Origin of the sequence: Streptomyces sp. enrichment culture (genome assembly GCF_964273145.1) — a bacterium.
Classification (GTDB): Bacteria; Actinomycetota; Actinomycetes; order Streptomycetales; family Streptomycetaceae; genus Streptomyces.
The window spans coordinates 3792262-3808414 of the sequence record NZ_OZ186873.1 but is presented as its reverse complement, the minus strand read 5'-3'; the positions used below and the strand labels follow the sequence as shown (position 1 = coordinate 3808414).

Annotated in this window: 20 protein-coding genes and 2 tRNA genes; 11 read left to right on the top strand and 11 right to left on the bottom strand. The window is 70.4% G+C overall.

Going from position 1 to position 16153, the window contains the following annotated elements; all coding sequences use genetic code 11:
• Nucleotides 1-57 precede the first annotated feature (57 nt).
• The 7 genes from ACSU6Z_RS17285 to ACSU6Z_RS17255 form a co-directional block, all read right to left on the bottom strand.
• A complete protein-coding gene (locus ACSU6Z_RS17285) occupies nt 58-1512 on the bottom strand; it encodes an MFS transporter (protein WP_437046713.1) in 1455 nt (484 codons plus the stop codon).
• A 104-nt stretch (nt 1513-1616) separates the two neighbouring features.
• A complete protein-coding gene (locus tag ACSU6Z_RS17280; protein ID WP_437046711.1) occupies nt 1617-2210 on the bottom strand; it encodes a TetR/AcrR family transcriptional regulator in 594 nt (197 codons plus the stop codon).
• Between the two features lie 105 nt (nt 2211-2315).
• The gene (locus ACSU6Z_RS17275) at nt 2316-2744 is read right to left on the bottom strand and encodes a MaoC family dehydratase (protein ID WP_437046709.1); all 429 of its coding nucleotides are present in this window, start codon (nt 2742-2744) and stop codon (nt 2316-2318) included.
• Nucleotides 2745-2751: 7 nt separating this feature from the next.
• Nucleotides 2752-3204: an FAS1-like dehydratase domain-containing protein gene (locus ACSU6Z_RS17270; protein ID WP_437046707.1), complete on the bottom strand. Its 453-nt coding sequence runs from the start codon at nt 3202-3204 to the stop codon at nt 2752-2754.
• Between the two features lie 147 nt (nt 3205-3351).
• Nucleotides 3352-3516 carry a 50S ribosomal protein L33 gene (rpmG, locus tag ACSU6Z_RS17265; protein WP_003948671.1) on the bottom strand — a complete coding sequence of 55 codons (165 nt, stop codon included), beginning with the start codon at nt 3514-3516 and terminating at the stop codon, nt 3352-3354.
• Between the two features lie 88 nt (nt 3517-3604).
• Nucleotides 3605-3677 (bottom strand) — tRNA-Met (locus ACSU6Z_RS17260).
• Nucleotides 3678-3724: 47 nt separating this feature from the next.
• Nucleotides 3725-3797 (bottom strand) — tRNA-Thr (locus ACSU6Z_RS17255).
• A 281-nt stretch (nt 3798-4078) separates the two neighbouring features.
• Here ACSU6Z_RS17255 and ACSU6Z_RS17250 point away from each other — a divergent pair.
• Nucleotides 4079-5335 carry an amidohydrolase family protein gene (locus tag ACSU6Z_RS17250; protein ID WP_437046706.1) on the top strand — a complete coding sequence of 419 codons (1257 nt, stop codon included), beginning with the start codon at nt 4079-4081 and terminating at the stop codon, nt 5333-5335.
• 214 nt (nt 5336-5549) lie between these two features.
• Complete coding sequence (locus tag ACSU6Z_RS17245; protein WP_437046704.1) at nt 5550-6206, top strand: SDR family oxidoreductase; 657 nt, start codon at nt 5550-5552, stop codon at nt 6204-6206.
• A 65-nt stretch (nt 6207-6271) separates the two neighbouring features.
• Here ACSU6Z_RS17245 and ACSU6Z_RS17240 read toward each other — a convergent pair whose 3' ends face one another.
• Both ACSU6Z_RS17240 and ACSU6Z_RS17235 read right to left on the bottom strand, forming a co-directional pair.
• Nucleotides 6272-6493: a hypothetical protein gene (locus ACSU6Z_RS17240; RefSeq protein WP_437046702.1), complete on the bottom strand. Its 222-nt coding sequence runs from the start codon at nt 6491-6493 to the stop codon at nt 6272-6274.
• Nucleotides 6494-6803: 310 nt separating this feature from the next.
• Complete coding sequence (locus tag ACSU6Z_RS17235; protein ID WP_437046700.1) at nt 6804-7496, bottom strand: NAD(P)-dependent oxidoreductase; 693 nt, start codon at nt 7494-7496, stop codon at nt 6804-6806.
• A gap of 76 nt (nt 7497-7572) precedes the next feature.
• Here ACSU6Z_RS17235 and ACSU6Z_RS17230 point away from each other — a divergent pair, with 76 nt between their 5' ends.
• From ACSU6Z_RS17230 to ACSU6Z_RS17220, 3 genes are all read left to right on the top strand, one after another.
• The gene (locus tag ACSU6Z_RS17230) at nt 7573-8163 is read left to right on the top strand and encodes a TetR family transcriptional regulator (protein ID WP_437050359.1); all 591 of its coding nucleotides are present in this window, start codon (nt 7573-7575) and stop codon (nt 8161-8163) included.
• Nucleotides 8164-8844: 681 nt separating this feature from the next.
• Nucleotides 8845-9417, top strand: coding sequence for a hypothetical protein (locus tag ACSU6Z_RS17225; RefSeq protein WP_437046698.1), 573 nt, complete (start codon nt 8845-8847; stop codon nt 9415-9417).
• Complete coding sequence (locus tag ACSU6Z_RS17220; protein ID WP_437046696.1) at nt 9414-10919, top strand: DNA sulfur modification protein DndB; 1506 nt, start codon at nt 9414-9416, stop codon at nt 10917-10919. Before ACSU6Z_RS17225 ends, ACSU6Z_RS17220 begins: the two co-directional genes overlap by 4 nt.
• A 356-nt stretch (nt 10920-11275) precedes the next feature.
• Here ACSU6Z_RS17220 and ACSU6Z_RS17215 read toward each other — a convergent pair whose 3' ends face one another.
• Both ACSU6Z_RS17215 and ACSU6Z_RS17210 read right to left on the bottom strand, forming a co-directional pair.
• Nucleotides 11276-11941, bottom strand: coding sequence for a YdcF family protein (locus tag ACSU6Z_RS17215; RefSeq protein WP_437046694.1), 666 nt, complete (start codon nt 11939-11941; stop codon nt 11276-11278).
• Nucleotides 11938-12732: a GntR family transcriptional regulator gene (locus ACSU6Z_RS17210; RefSeq protein WP_437046693.1), complete on the bottom strand. Its 795-nt coding sequence runs from the start codon at nt 12730-12732 to the stop codon at nt 11938-11940. The genes ACSU6Z_RS17215 and ACSU6Z_RS17210 overlap by 4 nt, the downstream gene beginning before the upstream one ends.
• 443 nt (nt 12733-13175) lie before the next feature.
• Here ACSU6Z_RS17210 and ACSU6Z_RS17205 point away from each other — a divergent pair, with 443 nt between their 5' ends.
• Genes ACSU6Z_RS17205 through traA form a run of 6 tightly spaced genes read left to right on the top strand, consistent with a single transcriptional unit; the run spans nt 13176 to nt 16141 of the window.
• Nucleotides 13176-13439 (top strand): DUF6284 family protein, encoded by a 264-nt coding sequence (locus ACSU6Z_RS17205; RefSeq protein ID WP_437046691.1) that lies wholly within the window; start codon nt 13176-13178, stop codon nt 13437-13439.
• The gene (locus tag ACSU6Z_RS17200) at nt 13439-13726 is read left to right on the top strand and encodes a DUF6303 family protein (protein WP_437046689.1); all 288 of its coding nucleotides are present in this window, start codon (nt 13439-13441) and stop codon (nt 13724-13726) included. Before ACSU6Z_RS17205 ends, ACSU6Z_RS17200 begins: the two co-directional genes overlap by 1 nt.
• Nucleotides 13723-14721: a DUF2637 domain-containing protein gene (locus tag ACSU6Z_RS17195; RefSeq protein WP_437046687.1), complete on the top strand. Its 999-nt coding sequence runs from the start codon at nt 13723-13725 to the stop codon at nt 14719-14721. The genes ACSU6Z_RS17200 and ACSU6Z_RS17195 overlap by 4 nt, the downstream gene beginning before the upstream one ends.
• Nucleotides 14721-15050 carry an RRQRL motif-containing zinc-binding protein gene (locus tag ACSU6Z_RS17190; RefSeq protein ID WP_437046685.1) on the top strand — a complete coding sequence of 110 codons (330 nt, stop codon included), beginning with the start codon at nt 14721-14723 and terminating at the stop codon, nt 15048-15050. The genes ACSU6Z_RS17195 and ACSU6Z_RS17190 overlap by 1 nt, the downstream gene beginning before the upstream one ends.
• Nucleotides 15051-15078: 28 nt before the next feature.
• On the top strand, nt 15079-15579 hold the full coding sequence (locus ACSU6Z_RS17185) for a hypothetical protein (RefSeq protein WP_437046683.1): 501 nt from the start codon (nt 15079-15081) through the stop codon (nt 15577-15579).
• 19 nt (nt 15580-15598) lie between these two features.
• Nucleotides 15599-16141 (top strand): plasmid transfer protein TraA, encoded by a 543-nt coding sequence (gene traA, locus ACSU6Z_RS17180; RefSeq protein WP_437046681.1) that lies wholly within the window; start codon nt 15599-15601, stop codon nt 16139-16141.
• Nucleotides 16142-16153: the final 12 nt, after the last annotated feature.

Here is a 16153-nt window from a genome sequence, read left to right as displayed (position 1 = left end):
TGCCTCTGCCGCGGGTTCGCGTCGCGCGTTCGCGTCGTGGTGGGCCCGCGGCGCGGTTCAGCGGGCGGCCGGTTCGGCGGGGAGCGGCACCGGGGCGGGCGCCCGTTCCGCGGTGGCCGCGGCCGGTGGCGTGCCGCGCCCGCGGGCCGGGATCAGCAGGGCCGCGAGCCCGGCCAGCGCGACCGCGCCGGATCCCACCGCCACCGCGGGCCGCAGGCCGTCGACGAAGGTCTGCGGGGTCTCGTAGCCGCCCCGCGCCGAGAAGATCGACGCCATGACGGCGACGCCGAGCGCGCCGCCCACCTCGCGCAGCGCGTTGTTGGCGCCGGAGGCGATGCCCTGTTCCTCCGGCGTGACCCCGGCCATCACCAGGGCGGAGGCCGGGGCGAAGAACAGGGCCATGCCGACCCCGCCGGCGATCAGGCCGGGCAGCTGGACGGCGTAGGAGGCGCCGGCCGTGATCACGGAGGCGAGCCAGCCGAGACCGGCCGCCTGGAGGAAGAGGCCGGCCGCGACGACCGGGCGTCCGCCGACGCGGTCGGCGAGGAGGCCGGCGATCGGCGCGACCAGCATCGGCATGCCGGTCCAGGGCAGCATCCTCAGGCCCGCCTCGGTGGGCGAATAGCCGAGCACTCCCTGCATGTACTGGCTGAGCAGGAAGATCGAGCCGAACATCCCCAGGAACATCAGCAGACTTGCCGCGTTGATGCCCGAGAACGCGCGGGAGCGGAACAGCCGCATCGGGAGCATGGGCGCGCGGGCACGGGTGCCGTGGAGGACGAAGGCGGCCAGGAGCGCGGCCCCGGCGAACAGGCTCGTCAGCACCGGCGTCCCGGCCCAGCCGTCGACGGGCCCGCGGATCAGGCCGTACACGATCCCGAGGAGGCCGCCGCTGGCCAGCAGGGTGCCGGGGACGTCGAGCGGGGCGCCGGTGCCGTGCGACTCCGCGAGGCGGAACCGGGCGAGCGGCAGCAGCGCCAGTCCCAGCGGGACGTTCAGCCAGAAAATCCACTGCCAGGAGACGTACTCGGTGAGGCTGCCGCCGACCAGCGGTCCGGACGCCACCGCGAGCCCGTTGACGGCTCCCCAGATCCCGTACGCCGTTCCGCGCCGGTCGGCGGGCACGGCGGCCGTCAGCAGGGTCAGGGTCAGCGGCATCATGACGGCCGCGCCGGCCCCCTGCACCGCGCGGGCGGCGATGAGGGAGTCGATGCCGGGTGCCATGGCCGCGGCCGCGGAGGCGGCGGTGAACACGGTGACGCCGGCGAGGAAGAGCCGGCGGCGGCCGAAGCGGTCGCCGAGGGCCGCGCCGGTCATCAGCAGGACCGCGAAGGTGAGCGTGTAGGCGCTCACGGTCCATTCCAGGTCGTGCAGCGCCCCGCCGAGGTCCTCGCGGATGGCGGGCAGGGCGGTGGTGACGACGAGGTTGTCGAGGGCCGCCATGAAACCGGCGACGCTGGTGATGACGAGGGCCCAGACGGCTCCCCCGCGCTGTGTGCTCTGCTGTGACATCGCTCCCCCAGAGGATGCTCACGAATATTGGTTAGTAATTGATGACTAACTTTCGGTGGCACATCGGCGCCCGCCCTTCCCCAGGGGGCACCGGCCCGTCCGCCTCAGGCGCCCGCCCCGGCATCGGAGCCGCCCGGGGCGCCGGGCTCCGGTCGCGCACCGGTGTGGAGGCCTTCCCAGACCCGGTGATCCGGGGGGAAGCCCATGGCGGCCAGGGCGTTGATGAGCATGCCGAACGCCATGAAGACCGTCGTCTCCCCGACGTCGGCGCCGAGCGGCAGGTGCACGGTGTCCCAGAGGTCCATCCAGCCCCGCCGCACCATGTCGCCGAATTCGTGGTCGCCCGCCGCCTCGGCGGCCGCGACCGCGACGTAGATCTGCAACTGCATCTGGAGCTTCTCGGGCTGCTCCTTGATCAGCTGCGTGTACGCCTCCGCCATGGCGTGCCGGGCCTCTTCGCCGTGCAGCCCTTCGGCCGCCTCCTCGAAATGCCGGCGGGTGTCCCGCAGGCAGCGTTCCGCCGCCGCCAGGAAGATCGCCTTCTTGCCGGGGAAGAGCCGGAAGAGGTACGGCTGGGAGACGCCCACGCGCTTGGCGATCGCCTCGGTGGACGTGCCGTGGTACCCGCACCGCGCGAACTCGTCGATCGCCGCGCGGACGACGCTCTCGCGCCGCTCCTGTGCGCTCATCCTGACCATGCAAGAAAGTTAGTACTCAATCACTAACTGCGTCAAGGACGCGCCGTCCCGGCAAGGCGCGGGAGGCGCCCGCTTCCGCGAGCGCCTCCCGCCCTCCCGCCGGCCTCAGGCCAGCCGCACGACCGCCCGGGCCATCCCGAGCACCTTCTGCCCGGCGCTGGTCGCCGTCAGGTCGACGCGGACGGTGTTGTCGTCGAGCTTGGCCGCGACCTTGCCGCCGACCTCGATGACGGCGCCCCGGTCGTCGTCGGGGACGACGACGGGCTTGGTGAAGCGGACGCCGTACTCGACGACGGCGCCGGGGTCGCCGGCCCAGTCGGTGACCACGCGGATCGCCTCGGCCATGGTGAACATGCCGTGGGCGATGACGTCCGGCAGGCCGACCTCCTTGGCGAACCTCTCGTTCCAGTGGATCGGGTTGAAGTCGCCGGAGGCGCCCGCGTACCGCACGAGGGTGGCGCGGGTCACCGGGAAGGTCCGGGCGGGCAGTTCGGTGCCGACCTCGACGTCGGCGTACGAAATCTTCGCCGTCATGGGGTGTTCACGCCTCCTCTGCCGCGCGGGCGACCAGCTTCGTCCAGGCGGTCACGACGTGCTCGCCCACCTCGTCGTGGACCTCGCCGCGGATGTCCAGGATGTCGTTGCCGGCCATGGACTTGACCGCCTCGATGGTCGAGGTGACCGTCAGCCGGTCACCGGCGCGCACCGGGCGGCGGTAGGCGAACCTCTGGTCGCCGTGGACCACCCGGGTGTAGTCCAGACCGAGCTGCGGGTCCTGGACCACCTGCCCGGCCGCCTTGAACGTGATGGCGAACACGAAGGTCGGCGGGGCGATCACATCGGGGTGACCGAGCGCCTTAGCGGCCTCCGTGTCCGTGTACGCCGGGTTGGCGTCCCCGACCGCCTCGGCGAACTCACGGATCTTCTCCCGGCCCACCTCGTAGGGCTCGGTGGGCGGATAGGTCCGCCCCACGAAGGACTGGTCGAGCGCCATGGACTCGGCACCTCCTGCTGTCTGGTGTGGTTGACCGGATCCGGCCGGCGTCCGGCCGGCCGGGAAGGCGGAAGGGGGCCGGGCGACGACCGAAACGACGCGAGGCCGCCCCCGGAGTGCGGGGACGGCCTCGTGTACGAGCCTGTTTTATCGCGTTTCGCGGTGCGCGGTGTGCGCGTTGCAACGCGGGCAGTGCTTCTTCATCTCAAGACGATCCGGGTTGTTACGCCGGTTCTTCTTGGTGATGTAGTTCCGCTCCTTGCACTCCACGCAGGCCAGCGTGATCTTCGGGCGGACGTCGGTGGCAGCCACGTGAGTGCTCCTTGACGAACGGGTGGACTGATTTAACGCAAGAAGAGTAGCCGATCGAAGGACCGACCCCGCAATCGGCTACTAAGAGTAGCGGTGACCGGACTTGAACCGGTGACACAGCGATTATGAGCCGCTTGCTCTACCGACTGAGCTACACCGCTTTGATGCGATCCGGCCCCCGCCTCGCGACGGGAACCTTCCGCACCAGAGCCCCAAAACGGAATCGAACCGTTGACCTTCTCCTTACCATGGAGACGCTCTGCCGACTGAGCTATTGGGGCGAGCGATGAAGACATTACACGGTCAGCCGCCTTACTCCCAAATCCGTTCCCCGGCTCCGGCCCGCGGCCCGTTCCCGGGTCCGTACGCGGCGGCCGGACCGCCGGGCGGGCCCGCCCGCTCCGGCGCCCCTCGTCCCGGTCCCGGCGGCTCCCGTCCGTACGGCGGACCACACCGGTACGACTATTCCGCTCCTGCGGCTCCCGGCGTGGTCGCCGCCCTAGGCTCGACTCACTCTCCGTGATCTTGCACCTCCCTGCGCAACCCGAGCCCGAGGAGCGCGATGCCCGACAGCCAGCCGCAGCAGCCGCCCCACTCGTCGTCCTCCTCGGGACCCGCCGCGCACGGCTCGCTCCTGCTGTCCGGGGCCCGGCTCACCGACGGCCGGGCCGTGGACGTACGGCTGTGCGGCGAGCGCATCGAGGCGGTCGGCACCGCGGGGAGCCTGACGGTGGGCACCGCGCCCGGCTCCGGCACGCGCGTGGACCTCACCGGGTACCTGCTCCTGCCCGCCCCCGCCGACCCCCACGTCCACGGCGACACCGCGCTGACCGCCGACGCCGGCGGCCCGGTCCCGTACGACGCCGAGGACGTCCAGCGCCGCGTCACGCAGGCGGCCCTGCTCCAGCTCGGGCACGGCGCGACCGCGCTGCGGGCCCACGTGCGCGTGGACGACGTCCAGGGGCTCGGCGCCCTGGCCGCCGTGCTCCGGGCGCGGCGCGCGCTGCGCGGGCTGGCGGGGCTGACGACGGTGGCGATGCCGCGGGTGCTGACCGGTGCGGCCGGGGCCAACGGGCTGGCGATGCTGCGGGACGCGGTGAGGGCGGGCGCCTGCGCGGTGGGCGGCTGTCCGGACCTGGACCCGGATCCGACCGGTTACATGGAGACGGTCCTGGGGATCGCCTCCGAGTACGGCTGCCCCGTCGACCTGCACACGGACGCCGCCGATCCGGCACGGCTGGCCCGGCTCGCGGCGATGGCGGGCGGACTGCGCCCCGGGGTGACCCTCGGCCCGTGCGGGGGCCTGGGCCGGCTGCCCGCCGAGGTGGCCTCGCGGACCGCCGACCAGCTGGCGGCGGCCGGTGTGGCGGTGGTGTGCCTGCCCCAGGGCGGCTGCGGCGGCGTCGACCGCCGCGACGGCACGGCTCCGGTGCGGCTGCTGCGGGCGGCCGGCGTCCGGGTCGCCGCGGGCAGCGGTGCCCTGCGGGACGTGAGCAACCCGGTGGGGCGCGGCGACCCCTTGGAGGCGGCCTACCTGCTGGCCTCGCGTCACGGACTGCGCCCCGAGGACGCGTACGACGCCGTGAGCGCCTCGGCGCGGACGGTGCTCGGCCTGCCCGAGGTGCGGGTGGAGGCGGGCTTCCCGGCCGAGCTGCTGGCGGTGCGCGGGGAGCGGTTGGCGGGGGCGCTGTCCCTGGCGTACAGCCGGGTCGTGGTGCACCGGGGGCGGGTGGTGGCGCGCACGAGCGCGGTACGGGAGTACGGCGACTCGACGACCGCGCCGGGGCTGCCCCGGCAGGGGCGGGGGGAGCTGTCGTGACGGGACACGGCGGGACACGGCGGGGCGCGCGTTCGCGCCGGGGCGGGCCGCCGGTGTCGCCTGGGGCGGGCGGGGCTCGAGTGCCCGGTCCGGCCGGGTGCGGGGCCGTCGGAGGCCGCGCGGGCCCGGCCGGCCGGGCCGGCGCGGTCCGCCGGGCTCCGGGCCGTCGGAGGCCGTGCGGCGGAGGCGGCCGTCGGGGCGTACGGTCGAAGACATGCGCATTGTCATCGCTGGTGGTCATGGTCGGATCGCGCTGCGGCTGGAGCGGCTGCTCGCCGCGCGCGGGTACGAGGTCGCGGGCCTCATCCGCAAGCCGGAGCAGGCCGGTGATCTACGCCAGGCCGGTGCCGAACCGGTCGTGCTGGACCTGGAGTCGGCCTCGGTCGAGGAGGTCGCGGAACGGCTGCGGGGCGCCGACGCGGCGGTCTTCGCCGCGGGCGCGGGCCCGGGCAGCGGGGCGGCCCGCAAGGAGACGGTGGACAAGGCCGCGGCGATCCTCTTCGCCGACGCGGCGGTCCGGGCGGGCGTACGGCGCTTCCTGGTCGTGTCGTCCATGGGCGCGGACCCGGCTCACGAGGGCGACGAGGTCTTCGACGTGTACCTGCGCGCCAAGGGCGAGGCGGACGCGTACGTGCGGGGCCTGGAGGCCCTGGACTGGACGATCCTGCGCCCCGGTCAGCTGACGGACGACGCCGGTACCGGCCTGGTCCGCCTGGAGGCGCACACCGGCCGCGGTCCGGTTCCGCGCGACGACGTGGCCGCCGTCCTGGCCGAGTTGGTGGACACCCCGGCGACGGCGGGCCTGACGCTGGAACTGGTCGGCGGGTCGGCGCCGGTGTCGGTGGCGGTGAAGTCGGTGGCGGGGAACTGAGGGCGGCGGGCCCGGTCGCGCCGTGCCGTCCCGCCGGGTCCGCCTCCCCCTGGGCGGGGCCGGGGTCAGAACAGGGGCATCTGGCCGGGGAAGTCGGGGAGGACGTACCCGTCCAGTGACGGCTGCACGGCTCCGAGTTGTGCCGGCCGGCGCGATCCCGGACAGGACGTCAGCTCACCGCTCTCCCGCGCGCCGGGCGGATCGTGACGCGCGTACCGCCCGGCGACGACGGCGATCTCTCGGCGGCACTCGGGACAGGCCCTGCGGCGGGAGGACGTGGAGGACATGGGGCCAGTGTGCCGCAGCCGGAAGGACCTGACGCGGGGTCCGGGCCGCGGTCCCGCACCGGCGCCTGACCTCACCCGGGCAGTCGCGGCGCCGAAGCGTGGGCCGTGCCGCACGGGCCGCATGCCGCGCGTTCCGGGTCCTGCGGGTCCTGCCTCCGGTGGTCACCCGGGCAAGGCCGGTGGCCGCGCCGTGGGTGAAGTGAACGGGGTGGCATGCGGGGTGCCGTCAGGGCGGAGAGCGGTGAAGGCGGCCGTGGGGAGCCGGCGAGGAACGCCCGTGTGCCGGCTGGAGGCCCGACGATCACCCGGCTCACCTCCTCTTCACGCCCTCGTTCCAGATCAGCTTGGCGATGTTCGGCCTCACGGCTGTGGTGATGACGCCCATGGCCGTGCGGATGTACCGCTCCTCCTCCAGCTCGCGCAGCATGCTCGCGGCGAGGTCCACACGGGCGGTGAAGACGCCGTCAGCGCTGGTCTCGGCGGTGTGGTAGTCCGTGACGGCGAAGTGCTCGAAGAGACCCGAGGGTCTGACGAGAGTCCAGTCGAGCTCCGTCCGGCGGATCACGGCCTCCATGCGTCGCATGTCCTCGTGGAGGGTGCGGCCGAGACGTCGGTTCACCAACGGGTCGAGCACATGGTTGAAGAAGTGCGCGCCGGTGGGCCGCCAGTTCGGGTCAGCGATGCTGGAGCTGACGGCGAGCAGTCGCTTGATGCCGTAGCGGGCCATGGCCCCGGTGATGACGGTGGCGCTCGCCGAGTACGTGGTGATGGTCTCTTTGCTGAAGCGTGCGCCCAGCGCAGAGAGCACGGCGTCCGTCCCGCCGATTGCGGCGTCGACGGCCGCCGGGTCGGTGGCGTCGGCGACGGCCACGGTGAGGCCCGGTCGCGCGGGAAGGGAACCGGGGCGGCGGGTCACGGCGACCACCTCGTGGCCGGCCGCGAGAGCCTGATCGGTGAGGTGACGGCCAGTCGGTCCGTTGGCGCCGAAGACTGCGATACGCATGATGTCGGGACACCCCTTCGAGTGGTGTGCGGAACGCCTTCGACCCTGCCGATCACGAGGTACAGGTTCAATGTCGATGAATAACGCCGCCCCTGCCCCCGTCCGCACCCGAGGCCGCCCCCGCGGCAATCCGCCGACCCGCGAGTCGCTCGTCTCGGCGGCCCGCACGCTGTTCCTGGAGCGCGGCTACCGGCGCACCACCCTGCGTGCGGTGGCCAGGGCCGCCGGAGTCGACCCGGCGCTCATCGCGTACCACTTCGGCTCGAAGAAGGGCCTGTTCGCGGACGTCATGCAGTTCCAGTGCGCCCATGCGCTGGCGATGGACGACGTCCTCGTCGGCGACCCGGTCACCCTCCCCCACCGCCTGATCGACGCGGTGACGGGCCTGTGGGAGGACGCCGACTTCCTTCGGCTCACCCACCAGGGCGACGAGGCCGCCGAGGTGATCCGCGAATACCTGGAACACGAGCTGACAGCCCGGCTTGCTGAATTTCTCGGCGGTCGGGATGCGACCGCCCGCGCCACGGCCGTGGTGACGATCCTCGGCGGCCTCATCTACACCCGCTACCTCAACCCCCTCCCCACCCCCGCCGCCCTCACACCGGCCGAAATCCGCCAGATCCTCGTCCCAGCGTTGCGCGCGGCGCTGGCCCCAAGGCCGTACTGAACGCCCTGCCGGCCCCAAGACCGTGCTGAACGCCCTGTCGAGCTGCACGAGGGCTCTCCGCCGCGGGGCGTACCGCCCGCCGCCTCCGAGGTGGCGTCACCGCTCCCCCGGCGTGCGACCCCTGGTGCGTCGGGATCTGCCTCTGGTTCTTCTTCCGGTGTCGACCCCGGGGAGGTGGCACGCGGGGCCGGGCACTCGGTGGCCGTGCTCCTGCGGGTCCACGCGAGGGTTCCGGCGCAGGCCCAGGACCGAGCGAACCGTCAGATCGGGGCCGGCCTGCGGGAATTGCACGGAGATGGCGCGTCCCCCGGGGGACGCCTGGGGGACACACGCTGATCAGGGCCGGGCCGCACCTGGGACCAGGTGGGACAAGCCTCGCTTTTCGACCATCACTCGAATCGACGTGTTCGCATACGAAGAGACCCCCTCCGCTCTGCGTTTCCGCAGTTCGGAGGGGGTCTTCCCCAGTGTGGCGGCGCTAGGATTCGAACCTAGGAAGGCTGAGCCGGCAGATTTACAGTCCTCGCGACAAATACGCCTTCACCTGCATCTTTCGCCTCTCAGCGCTTCACTACCCCACAAGGGGCCCACGGGCCATAACACGCCGTGCCGATGGCGCCAGGACTGCTTCGGCGGCGGGCGTCGGTCGGTAGGCCACGCTCACCTCGATTCATCTCCGAGATGCAGTTGCAGTCTGACGAGATATCAAATAACCTCTGCGAGACGGCGGTTGAGGTTGGCGAGAGTTGGATCAAAGGGCCGGGGGGTCGGGTAGTGCTGTATGAACGTGAGTGCAGAGTGCGGGACAGCTACGCTGCGGAGCTCACCCGGCACCGTCCAGGTGAGCGGCTCATCGCCCGGGAGAACAGTTTCGACGGCACGGCCGTACGCGCGGATATGCGCACGATCGATCGAAGCAATGTCACTCGCCTGTGGGAGTTCAAGATCAGTGCGAGTTACGAGGCGCTTGGGCAGATCCTGGTGTACTTGGCCATGGCGCGCCGGGCCGAGGAAGCCGCCGGCAATGATTGTTTGATCCGCGGCGTCATCGCAGCGTTCGATTTTCAGCCTGAAGTCGCCTACACCGTTGAGAGGTTGAACCTTTCGATCGAGCTAGTCACCTTGCCGCCCGCTCTTGCTCACGCAGGCGACATCCCGACCTTTTCAAAAACCGCACCGATCCCCCTGATTCCCCGCCAGTCAGGACTGATCACCCCGACGGTCGCCACACCCAACCAGCAGGAGACTCCGTGAGCGCGCCATTCATCACCCAACAGAAACTGATCGATACCGAGGAAATCTCCGAGGACGAAAGATACGGGGGGCTACGCATCCTGCGTGTGAGCTCTGACGCTGAGGCACGAGATAACTTCGATCAGCATCGTTACCGTTTCCAGCACGAGGGGGAGAAGCGGCACGCCATCCGCGGCACGCTGTGTCTGAAAGGTGCGGCGGGGGGATACCGCATCTGCGTCACGCTCCATCCTAGCCTGCGGCAGTTTACGGACCTCGTGCGGTACAACCCTTCCGATCCGCCCCGCACTGTCGACTACGAGGCCATGGGCATGAGGGCCGCTCACGTCAAGACGCAGAGCGACTTCAAGGGCGCGAAGGCCAACAATCGTAGCGACTTCTGTCGCTACATCCTGGAAGCCGTCCGCGGTGAGCGGATTGCATACCTTCCTACCGTCACCGGGTGGCAGTCGGTTGAGGCGTTTGAGGAGGACCCCCAGCCCATATTCGTCGCGTTTGATGAAGCGAACCCGGCGGCCATGTACGGCGAACTCTACCTGCCCAAGCGGCCCATCATGCAGGCCGATGGACAGACTCAGACCGCCGCCCTGTTCGAAGCAGCGCAGAATCGTCTCGTTCTCCAGGGCGGCGCGCTTGACACCTTCTTCGTGACTCTTGAGGTCGAACTCAAGGTTGACGTCGATGCGGCGGCCCAGAGTTTTGCAGATCGTAATGGCCGTGGCACGAAGAAGAACACCAACTTGGTGGCGACCTTCGATACGTCTTCCGCCCTGGCTAAGCTGCGAAACCAGGCGGTCAAGGGCACCATCTTCGAGGGCCGCGTCGCCGATGGCCGCAGCACGGGAGCCACGCTAACCGCTGTGCAGAATATCGTCGACGCATCAACGCTCGAGCAGATGCTGCTCAACGTTATCTCTCACGGCAACCGCAAGCGCGAACACATTAAGCACCATCATATCGAGGCGGTATTGCCGTACTGCCGCGAGTTCCTTCAAACGCTGGAGGATCAATTCGGCAACGCCTGGAATGACACCAAGCAGGCCGACACCTACCGGCGCCTCTACGTCCATGGATGGGCATTCGCCCTCAAGGCACTGGCATTGGCTTACAACCAGGTGCGGCGCGATAAACTCGGGCCGATCATGGAAGCAATGCAGAAGGAAACTGCAACCGGGGACGACACGACTGAGCAGTTGGTGAAGAGGTTTACCGGGATCATCGCGGAACAGTCGGCGCCCGCTCCAACGGTTTCCTTTGACGAGTTCAAGCGGCGTCTGGCTGCTATTGACTGGCGGCGTGATCGGCGGCAGTGGATTCGGATCACCGGTTTCCTGCAGGACAAAAACGGCACCAAGAAGACGGTGAAACTGAAGAGCACTGGGGAAACCGTCGTCGCCGCGGCAGCCTCGAATACTCCGGCGCACATCGCCCAGGTCGAAAACAAGATTCTTTCCGACACCTGGACCGAACTCACTCGCGATGAATCCGAGCCCATCAACTAGGCACCCACGCCTAGTAGGCCTATCGCGGTGGCGACCCTGAAGATTGTCGTGGCAGCGATGTCACCGTGGGTTCGCCCCACCACCTCCGTGGTGAGGTTAGTGAGAACGGCCCCTTTACCAGGCAATCTGGTTGGGGCCGTTCCTCATGCTGTCTCCCGTGAGTGCCCAAGTTTCCCCATGGTTTCCCGTTCACTGGAGCACGGCAGGTTTTATCGCGCTGAAAGTACGAAGTTTTGCGACCAGTTGGTTTCCTGCGCATCCATACCGCGTAACCTGCGCAATCGCCCCGCGCGTGCGCGATGCCCTAGGTTGGCCGGAGATTGGCCACAGCGGGCTTCACAGGGCCCGTGGTGCCGTTACTTCCGCTCTGCGGTGTCTGCCACGAGTCGGCTTGTGAACCCGGCGTCGCGCAGGCGCTCATATGCTGCGGCCACGTCCTCAGGTACGCGCTGCTCGATCATGAATCCCTGTTGTGGGTAGATCATAAGTCGCTGCTGCGCGCCGACCAACATGTCGATGACCAGGCGTGCGTCTCCGATTGAGTCGACGTAGTCAGCCAGGGGGATGGGGGTGGAGGCGCTGACCCACTCGACTTCGGGCCACAGTTTGCGTGCGGTCGCGTAGGCCCGTCGTTCCTCGTACGGCTTGCTGATCAGGAGGACGGACGACACGGCGACCCCGTGCTTTTCGAGCAGTGCGCGAGAGAAGCGGATGTTCTCTCCTGTGTTCCGGGCCCGCGGTTCAACGAGGATGGCGTCAGCCGGCACCCTCAGTTGCATCGCCCGCTCGCGGTAGTGCTCGGCCTCACCACGCGGCATGCGGTCGCGTGTGGTGCGGCTGGTCGCCCCGGTGAAGACGATCAGCGGCATCATGCCCCGGTGGTAGAGATCGGCGGTTGTGTCCGCGACTCCCAGGTCATGACTGCCGAGTCCGATCGCGACAGAGCATGGGCGCAGCTCATGGCCCATCTGCTGGAAGTCCCAGAGCCGTTGAGCGTCGGCCCATGCCTGTGCTGAGATCACTTGCTCTCGCCCTCCGCTTTCGCTGAGTCGGGGACCTTGAAGTCGTACGTCCACGCGAAGCGCGTCGCCGCGTGAACGCCGATGGCGAACTCCACCACGGTGCCATCGGCCGTGTATGTCGTCCGGTGCAGTTCCACCACCCATTCGCCGGGCGCGAGCTGGAGGAGCTGGACTTCGTCCGCCGTGGGGATGCGCGCGAACAGCGTCTCCTGCATGTGGTCGATCTCGTACCCGGCGTCGTACAAGACACGGAAGCCACCGCCCCTGCCGGCAGGTCCCGGCGTCGGGTCGACGATGCGCGTCCCTTCCACGTGCTCGGGACGGTAGTAGCTGGTCAACGTGTGCGTCGGCTGTGAGCCTTCCTTGACCACGCGCGCACGTGCGTAGACCTCTGTGCCCTCCGGAAGACCGTGCGCCTGGGCGACCACGGCCGGCGCCGGGACACGGCTGACGGTCTGGGTCTGCTCGTTCCGCTTGTACGTGCGTCCGGACGCCACGCGGTCCGCGATGAACGCCACCTCATCGCCGTCCCGCCACTTGGCCTTGTCGTACCGCGCGATGCCGAGCCGCTTGAGCGGGGTCCGCTCACGGACGACTGTGCCGTGTCCGCGCGACGACGTGACCAGCCCTTCGGCCTCCAACGCCTTGTAGGCCGCATGGACCGTGGACTTCGAGCCTTCACCCGCTTCCACCAGGTCCCTGATCTGCGGCAACTGGGCACCGGGCGCGTACTCGCCGTTCCTGATCTGTTCGGCCAGTCGGTCCGCAAGCTCCCGCCACTTGGGCGCCATGCAGCACTCCTCTCGACATCGACCAGTGAAACACAGTCCCAGGACTGTTGACAGTCCTGGGACTGTGCGCCATGGTCTTATCGAGCGGCCCGCAGTCCTAGGACAGCGAGCCCGGGGCATCCCTATTGGGCTGCTCCTATGCCGCCCAGAGAGCTCCGTGAAACGGGCTCAAAGGAAGCGCAAGCCCCTTGAGAACTTCACACAGGGAACTGCCGGTAACCCGTGGTCCGCCTGCCCGAAGGGGTCGGAAACAAGGTGGAGAAGACCGGCGTGCCCCGTATGGCAACCCGATCGGTTCGAGTCCGGTCCGGGGCACTTCGGCCGCTGCTCAGTGGCCGCGCCGCGTATGACACGCGGCTCTCCAAACAACGGCGCGCACCCCCGGAGGGGCGACTCCGGGGGTGCGGTTCGGGCCGTTCCACCTGTGAGAGGAACACGACCCAATGGAGCACATCGTCACTGTTCAGGACGCTGTTACCGCGTTCGCCGACTTCATGGAGCCGACGGGCGCGGAGCTGGACGCGATCGAGCGGGAGATGCCCGTCATCCTGGCGGACGTCGACCTGCTGGACGCACACATCGTCACCTTGGACCGCACGCCGACCGAGCTGGACAACCGGCGCATCCGCCGGGCCCGCCGCCGGGCGCTGACCGCGCGGGTCGCGCTGCTCAACCAGGGCGGCGCGGGCGCGCCGGTGGTGGCGTGATGGCCCGGGAGTTCACCGCGCAGATGTCCATGTACCGCGGCCGGTGGCGCCTGTACGTGGTGCTGCTGAACACCGTCGAGCGGTGGCCCGAGTACGGCTTTGACCGGGCGCTGCCGGTGCCAACTCTCACCGAGCGCGTGAACGCGCTCAGCGTCCTCGGCTTCGAGCCGATGCCGGGCGCCGCATGGCAGTGGACGGAGGACCGCCGCGACCCCGACGACCCGGCGTCGCCGGTGGTGCTGATCGCTGCGATCCGGGTGCGTTCACGGACGGGGGTGGCCGCGTGAACGGTGTTCAGATCCGTTCAGCGGAGCGGGCGCTCTCGGTCGGCACGTGGCTGATCGTGGCGGGCGCGATGCTGTACTCGATCCTGACCGTGACCCCGCTCGCGGCCGAGCACACGCCGAATGAGTGGGACTGGACGGCGCCGATCCTCCCCCTCGTGGTCGACGCGGCCGTGGTCATCGTGGTCCGCCTGGATGCGGTGCTGGCCCGGTTGGGCGGGCACGGGGGCCGCTGGCCGGTGGTGCTGCGCTGGATGACCGGCGGCATGACCTTGGCCCTGAACGTCGCCGACTCCGCCCTGAAAGGTGACCTGGTGGGTGTGGCCGTGCACGCGGTCGCGCCGCTGCTGCTGATCGTCACGGCGGAGACCGGGCTTGCCTACCGGCGGGCCATCACCGCCGCCGTCACCGCACTGGAGGAGCGGCAGCAGGCGGAGCGGGAGGCCCGGCGCCAGGCCGCCCGGGAGGAGCGCGAGCGGGCCGAGCGGTTGGCGCGCGAGGAGCGCGAGCACGCCGCGATGCTGGCACGTGAACAGCGTGAGCACGAAGCCCGCCTGGCCCGTGAGCAAGCCGAGCGGGAGGAACGCGCCCGCCGCGAGGAGGTCGAGCGAGAGGCCGCTCGGGAGCGGGCCGAGCAGGCGGAGCGTGAACGCCGTGAGCGCGAGCGTGAGGAAGCCGAGCGGCGCGAGCGTGAGGAAGCCGAGCGGCGCGAGCGTGAGCGGCGGGAGCGCGTGGAGCGTGAGCGCCGTGAACGGGCCGAGCGTGAGGCGCGGGCCGAGCGTGAACGCGCCGCGCTGCTGGCCGCCGGCCCGGCCGCCGAGAAGTTCCCCGAGGACCGGGCGCACGCGACCGTGCGGGCCGCGTTCGAGGCCGGGTTGCCGGTGCGGGCTGCCGCGGAGCTCTGCGGCTGGTCGGTGGGGTGGGTGTCCGCCCGCTACGCCGAACACCGCGAGCCGGCCGCGAGCGGTGGTGCTGAGCTGGCCGTCGCGAGCCGGTAATGGCCGCGATACCGGTCTACCGGTGGCGGCTCGCCCCTGACGGCCTGGCCACCCGCCGGCAACTGCGCGCCCTGGGCCTGCGGCCCGGCGGGCAGGACGTGGCCGCGCAGATCGAGCGTGCCCGCCGACGGCGGGGCCCCCTGGTGGCCTACCTCTGCTCGATCGAGCAGGCCAAGCCGGTCCGGCCGATGAGCCCGGCGAAGTGGGCGGCGCTGGCCAAGGCCAACGCCGCCCGCCGCACCTGCCAGCGGAATGCCGGATACGTCATCCCGCCCTCCCTCGGCATGTGCACCCCGTGTGCCTTCCCCGACGAACAGCGCGCCGCCTGACCCTCTTCGACTTCCTGGGAGCTCTGCTGTGTCCAGTCGTATCTGTGCCCGCGGCGCCAAGAAGACCGCCGGGGTCCACACCGTCCGTATCCCCCGCCAGAGGGGCCGCCGCGGGGCCGAACCGTTCATCGTCGTCGTGCCCGAGCGTCCCTCCCTGACCCGCGAAGCGCTCACCGTGGTCGGTAGGTGGCTGTGGCGCTCGCGCCGCGCGCTCGCCCCGACTGGCCTCGCCGTCCTGACGCTGATCGTGGCCGGCCTGCTGCACGTCATCGCGTGGTGGTCCGGCCTGCTGCTCGCCCCGACCGCCGCCGGCCCGCTGGTCTGGCTGCTGATCATGCAGCGCCGCCACCCCGCCACCGGCTCCGTCCTCACCTGGCGCATCGGCCTGGCCGCGCTCACCTCGTCGTCGCTCACCTGGCTCGCTGTCGCGGCCGGGTTCGGGCCGCTCGCCGGAGCGCTGGAGCTGTGGTGGCTGCTCACCCTGATCACCGCACAGTCCGCCTGGCTCATCGTCCGCCGCACCCACTGACCCGAGGAGATTCGGTCTGATGGCAACCCCGACGCGTAACAGCGGCACGAACGGCGCCGCCAACAAGGGCAACAAGTTCGCCAACGCCGGCGCCGCCGCGGGCGGTTTCGTCGGCGCCCTGGGCGGCTCGTTCGTGCCCCCGGTCAACGTCACCGTGAACAACAACCGGAACGGCGCCGCCCGCTCGGGCGGTGGCCGCTCGCACGCCGAGTCCCTGCTGCCGGCCCCGGAATTCACCTCACCGGCGCAGGTGCGCAACTACTGCAACACCCTGCGGGCCGCCGCCGTGACCCTGTCCATCGAGGTGGCCATGGGCGCCGAAATCCTCAAGGGCGTCCTCGCCGCGGTACCCGACCCCGACGGGCGGGCGTTCGGCTCCCGGGTGCGGGCGGCGAAGGTGGCGCGCAAGATGCAGCGGTCCGCGGACGCGCTACGGGACGCCGCGAAGAACGCCTCCGCCTGCTACGCGGTGTTCCAGCAGGAGTACGAGGAGGAGATCAACCGGGTGCGCCACCGTGCCCGCAAGCCGCAGCAGCCGGTCATGAACTGGGCCCAGCAGTAGAAGGGAGGTCGA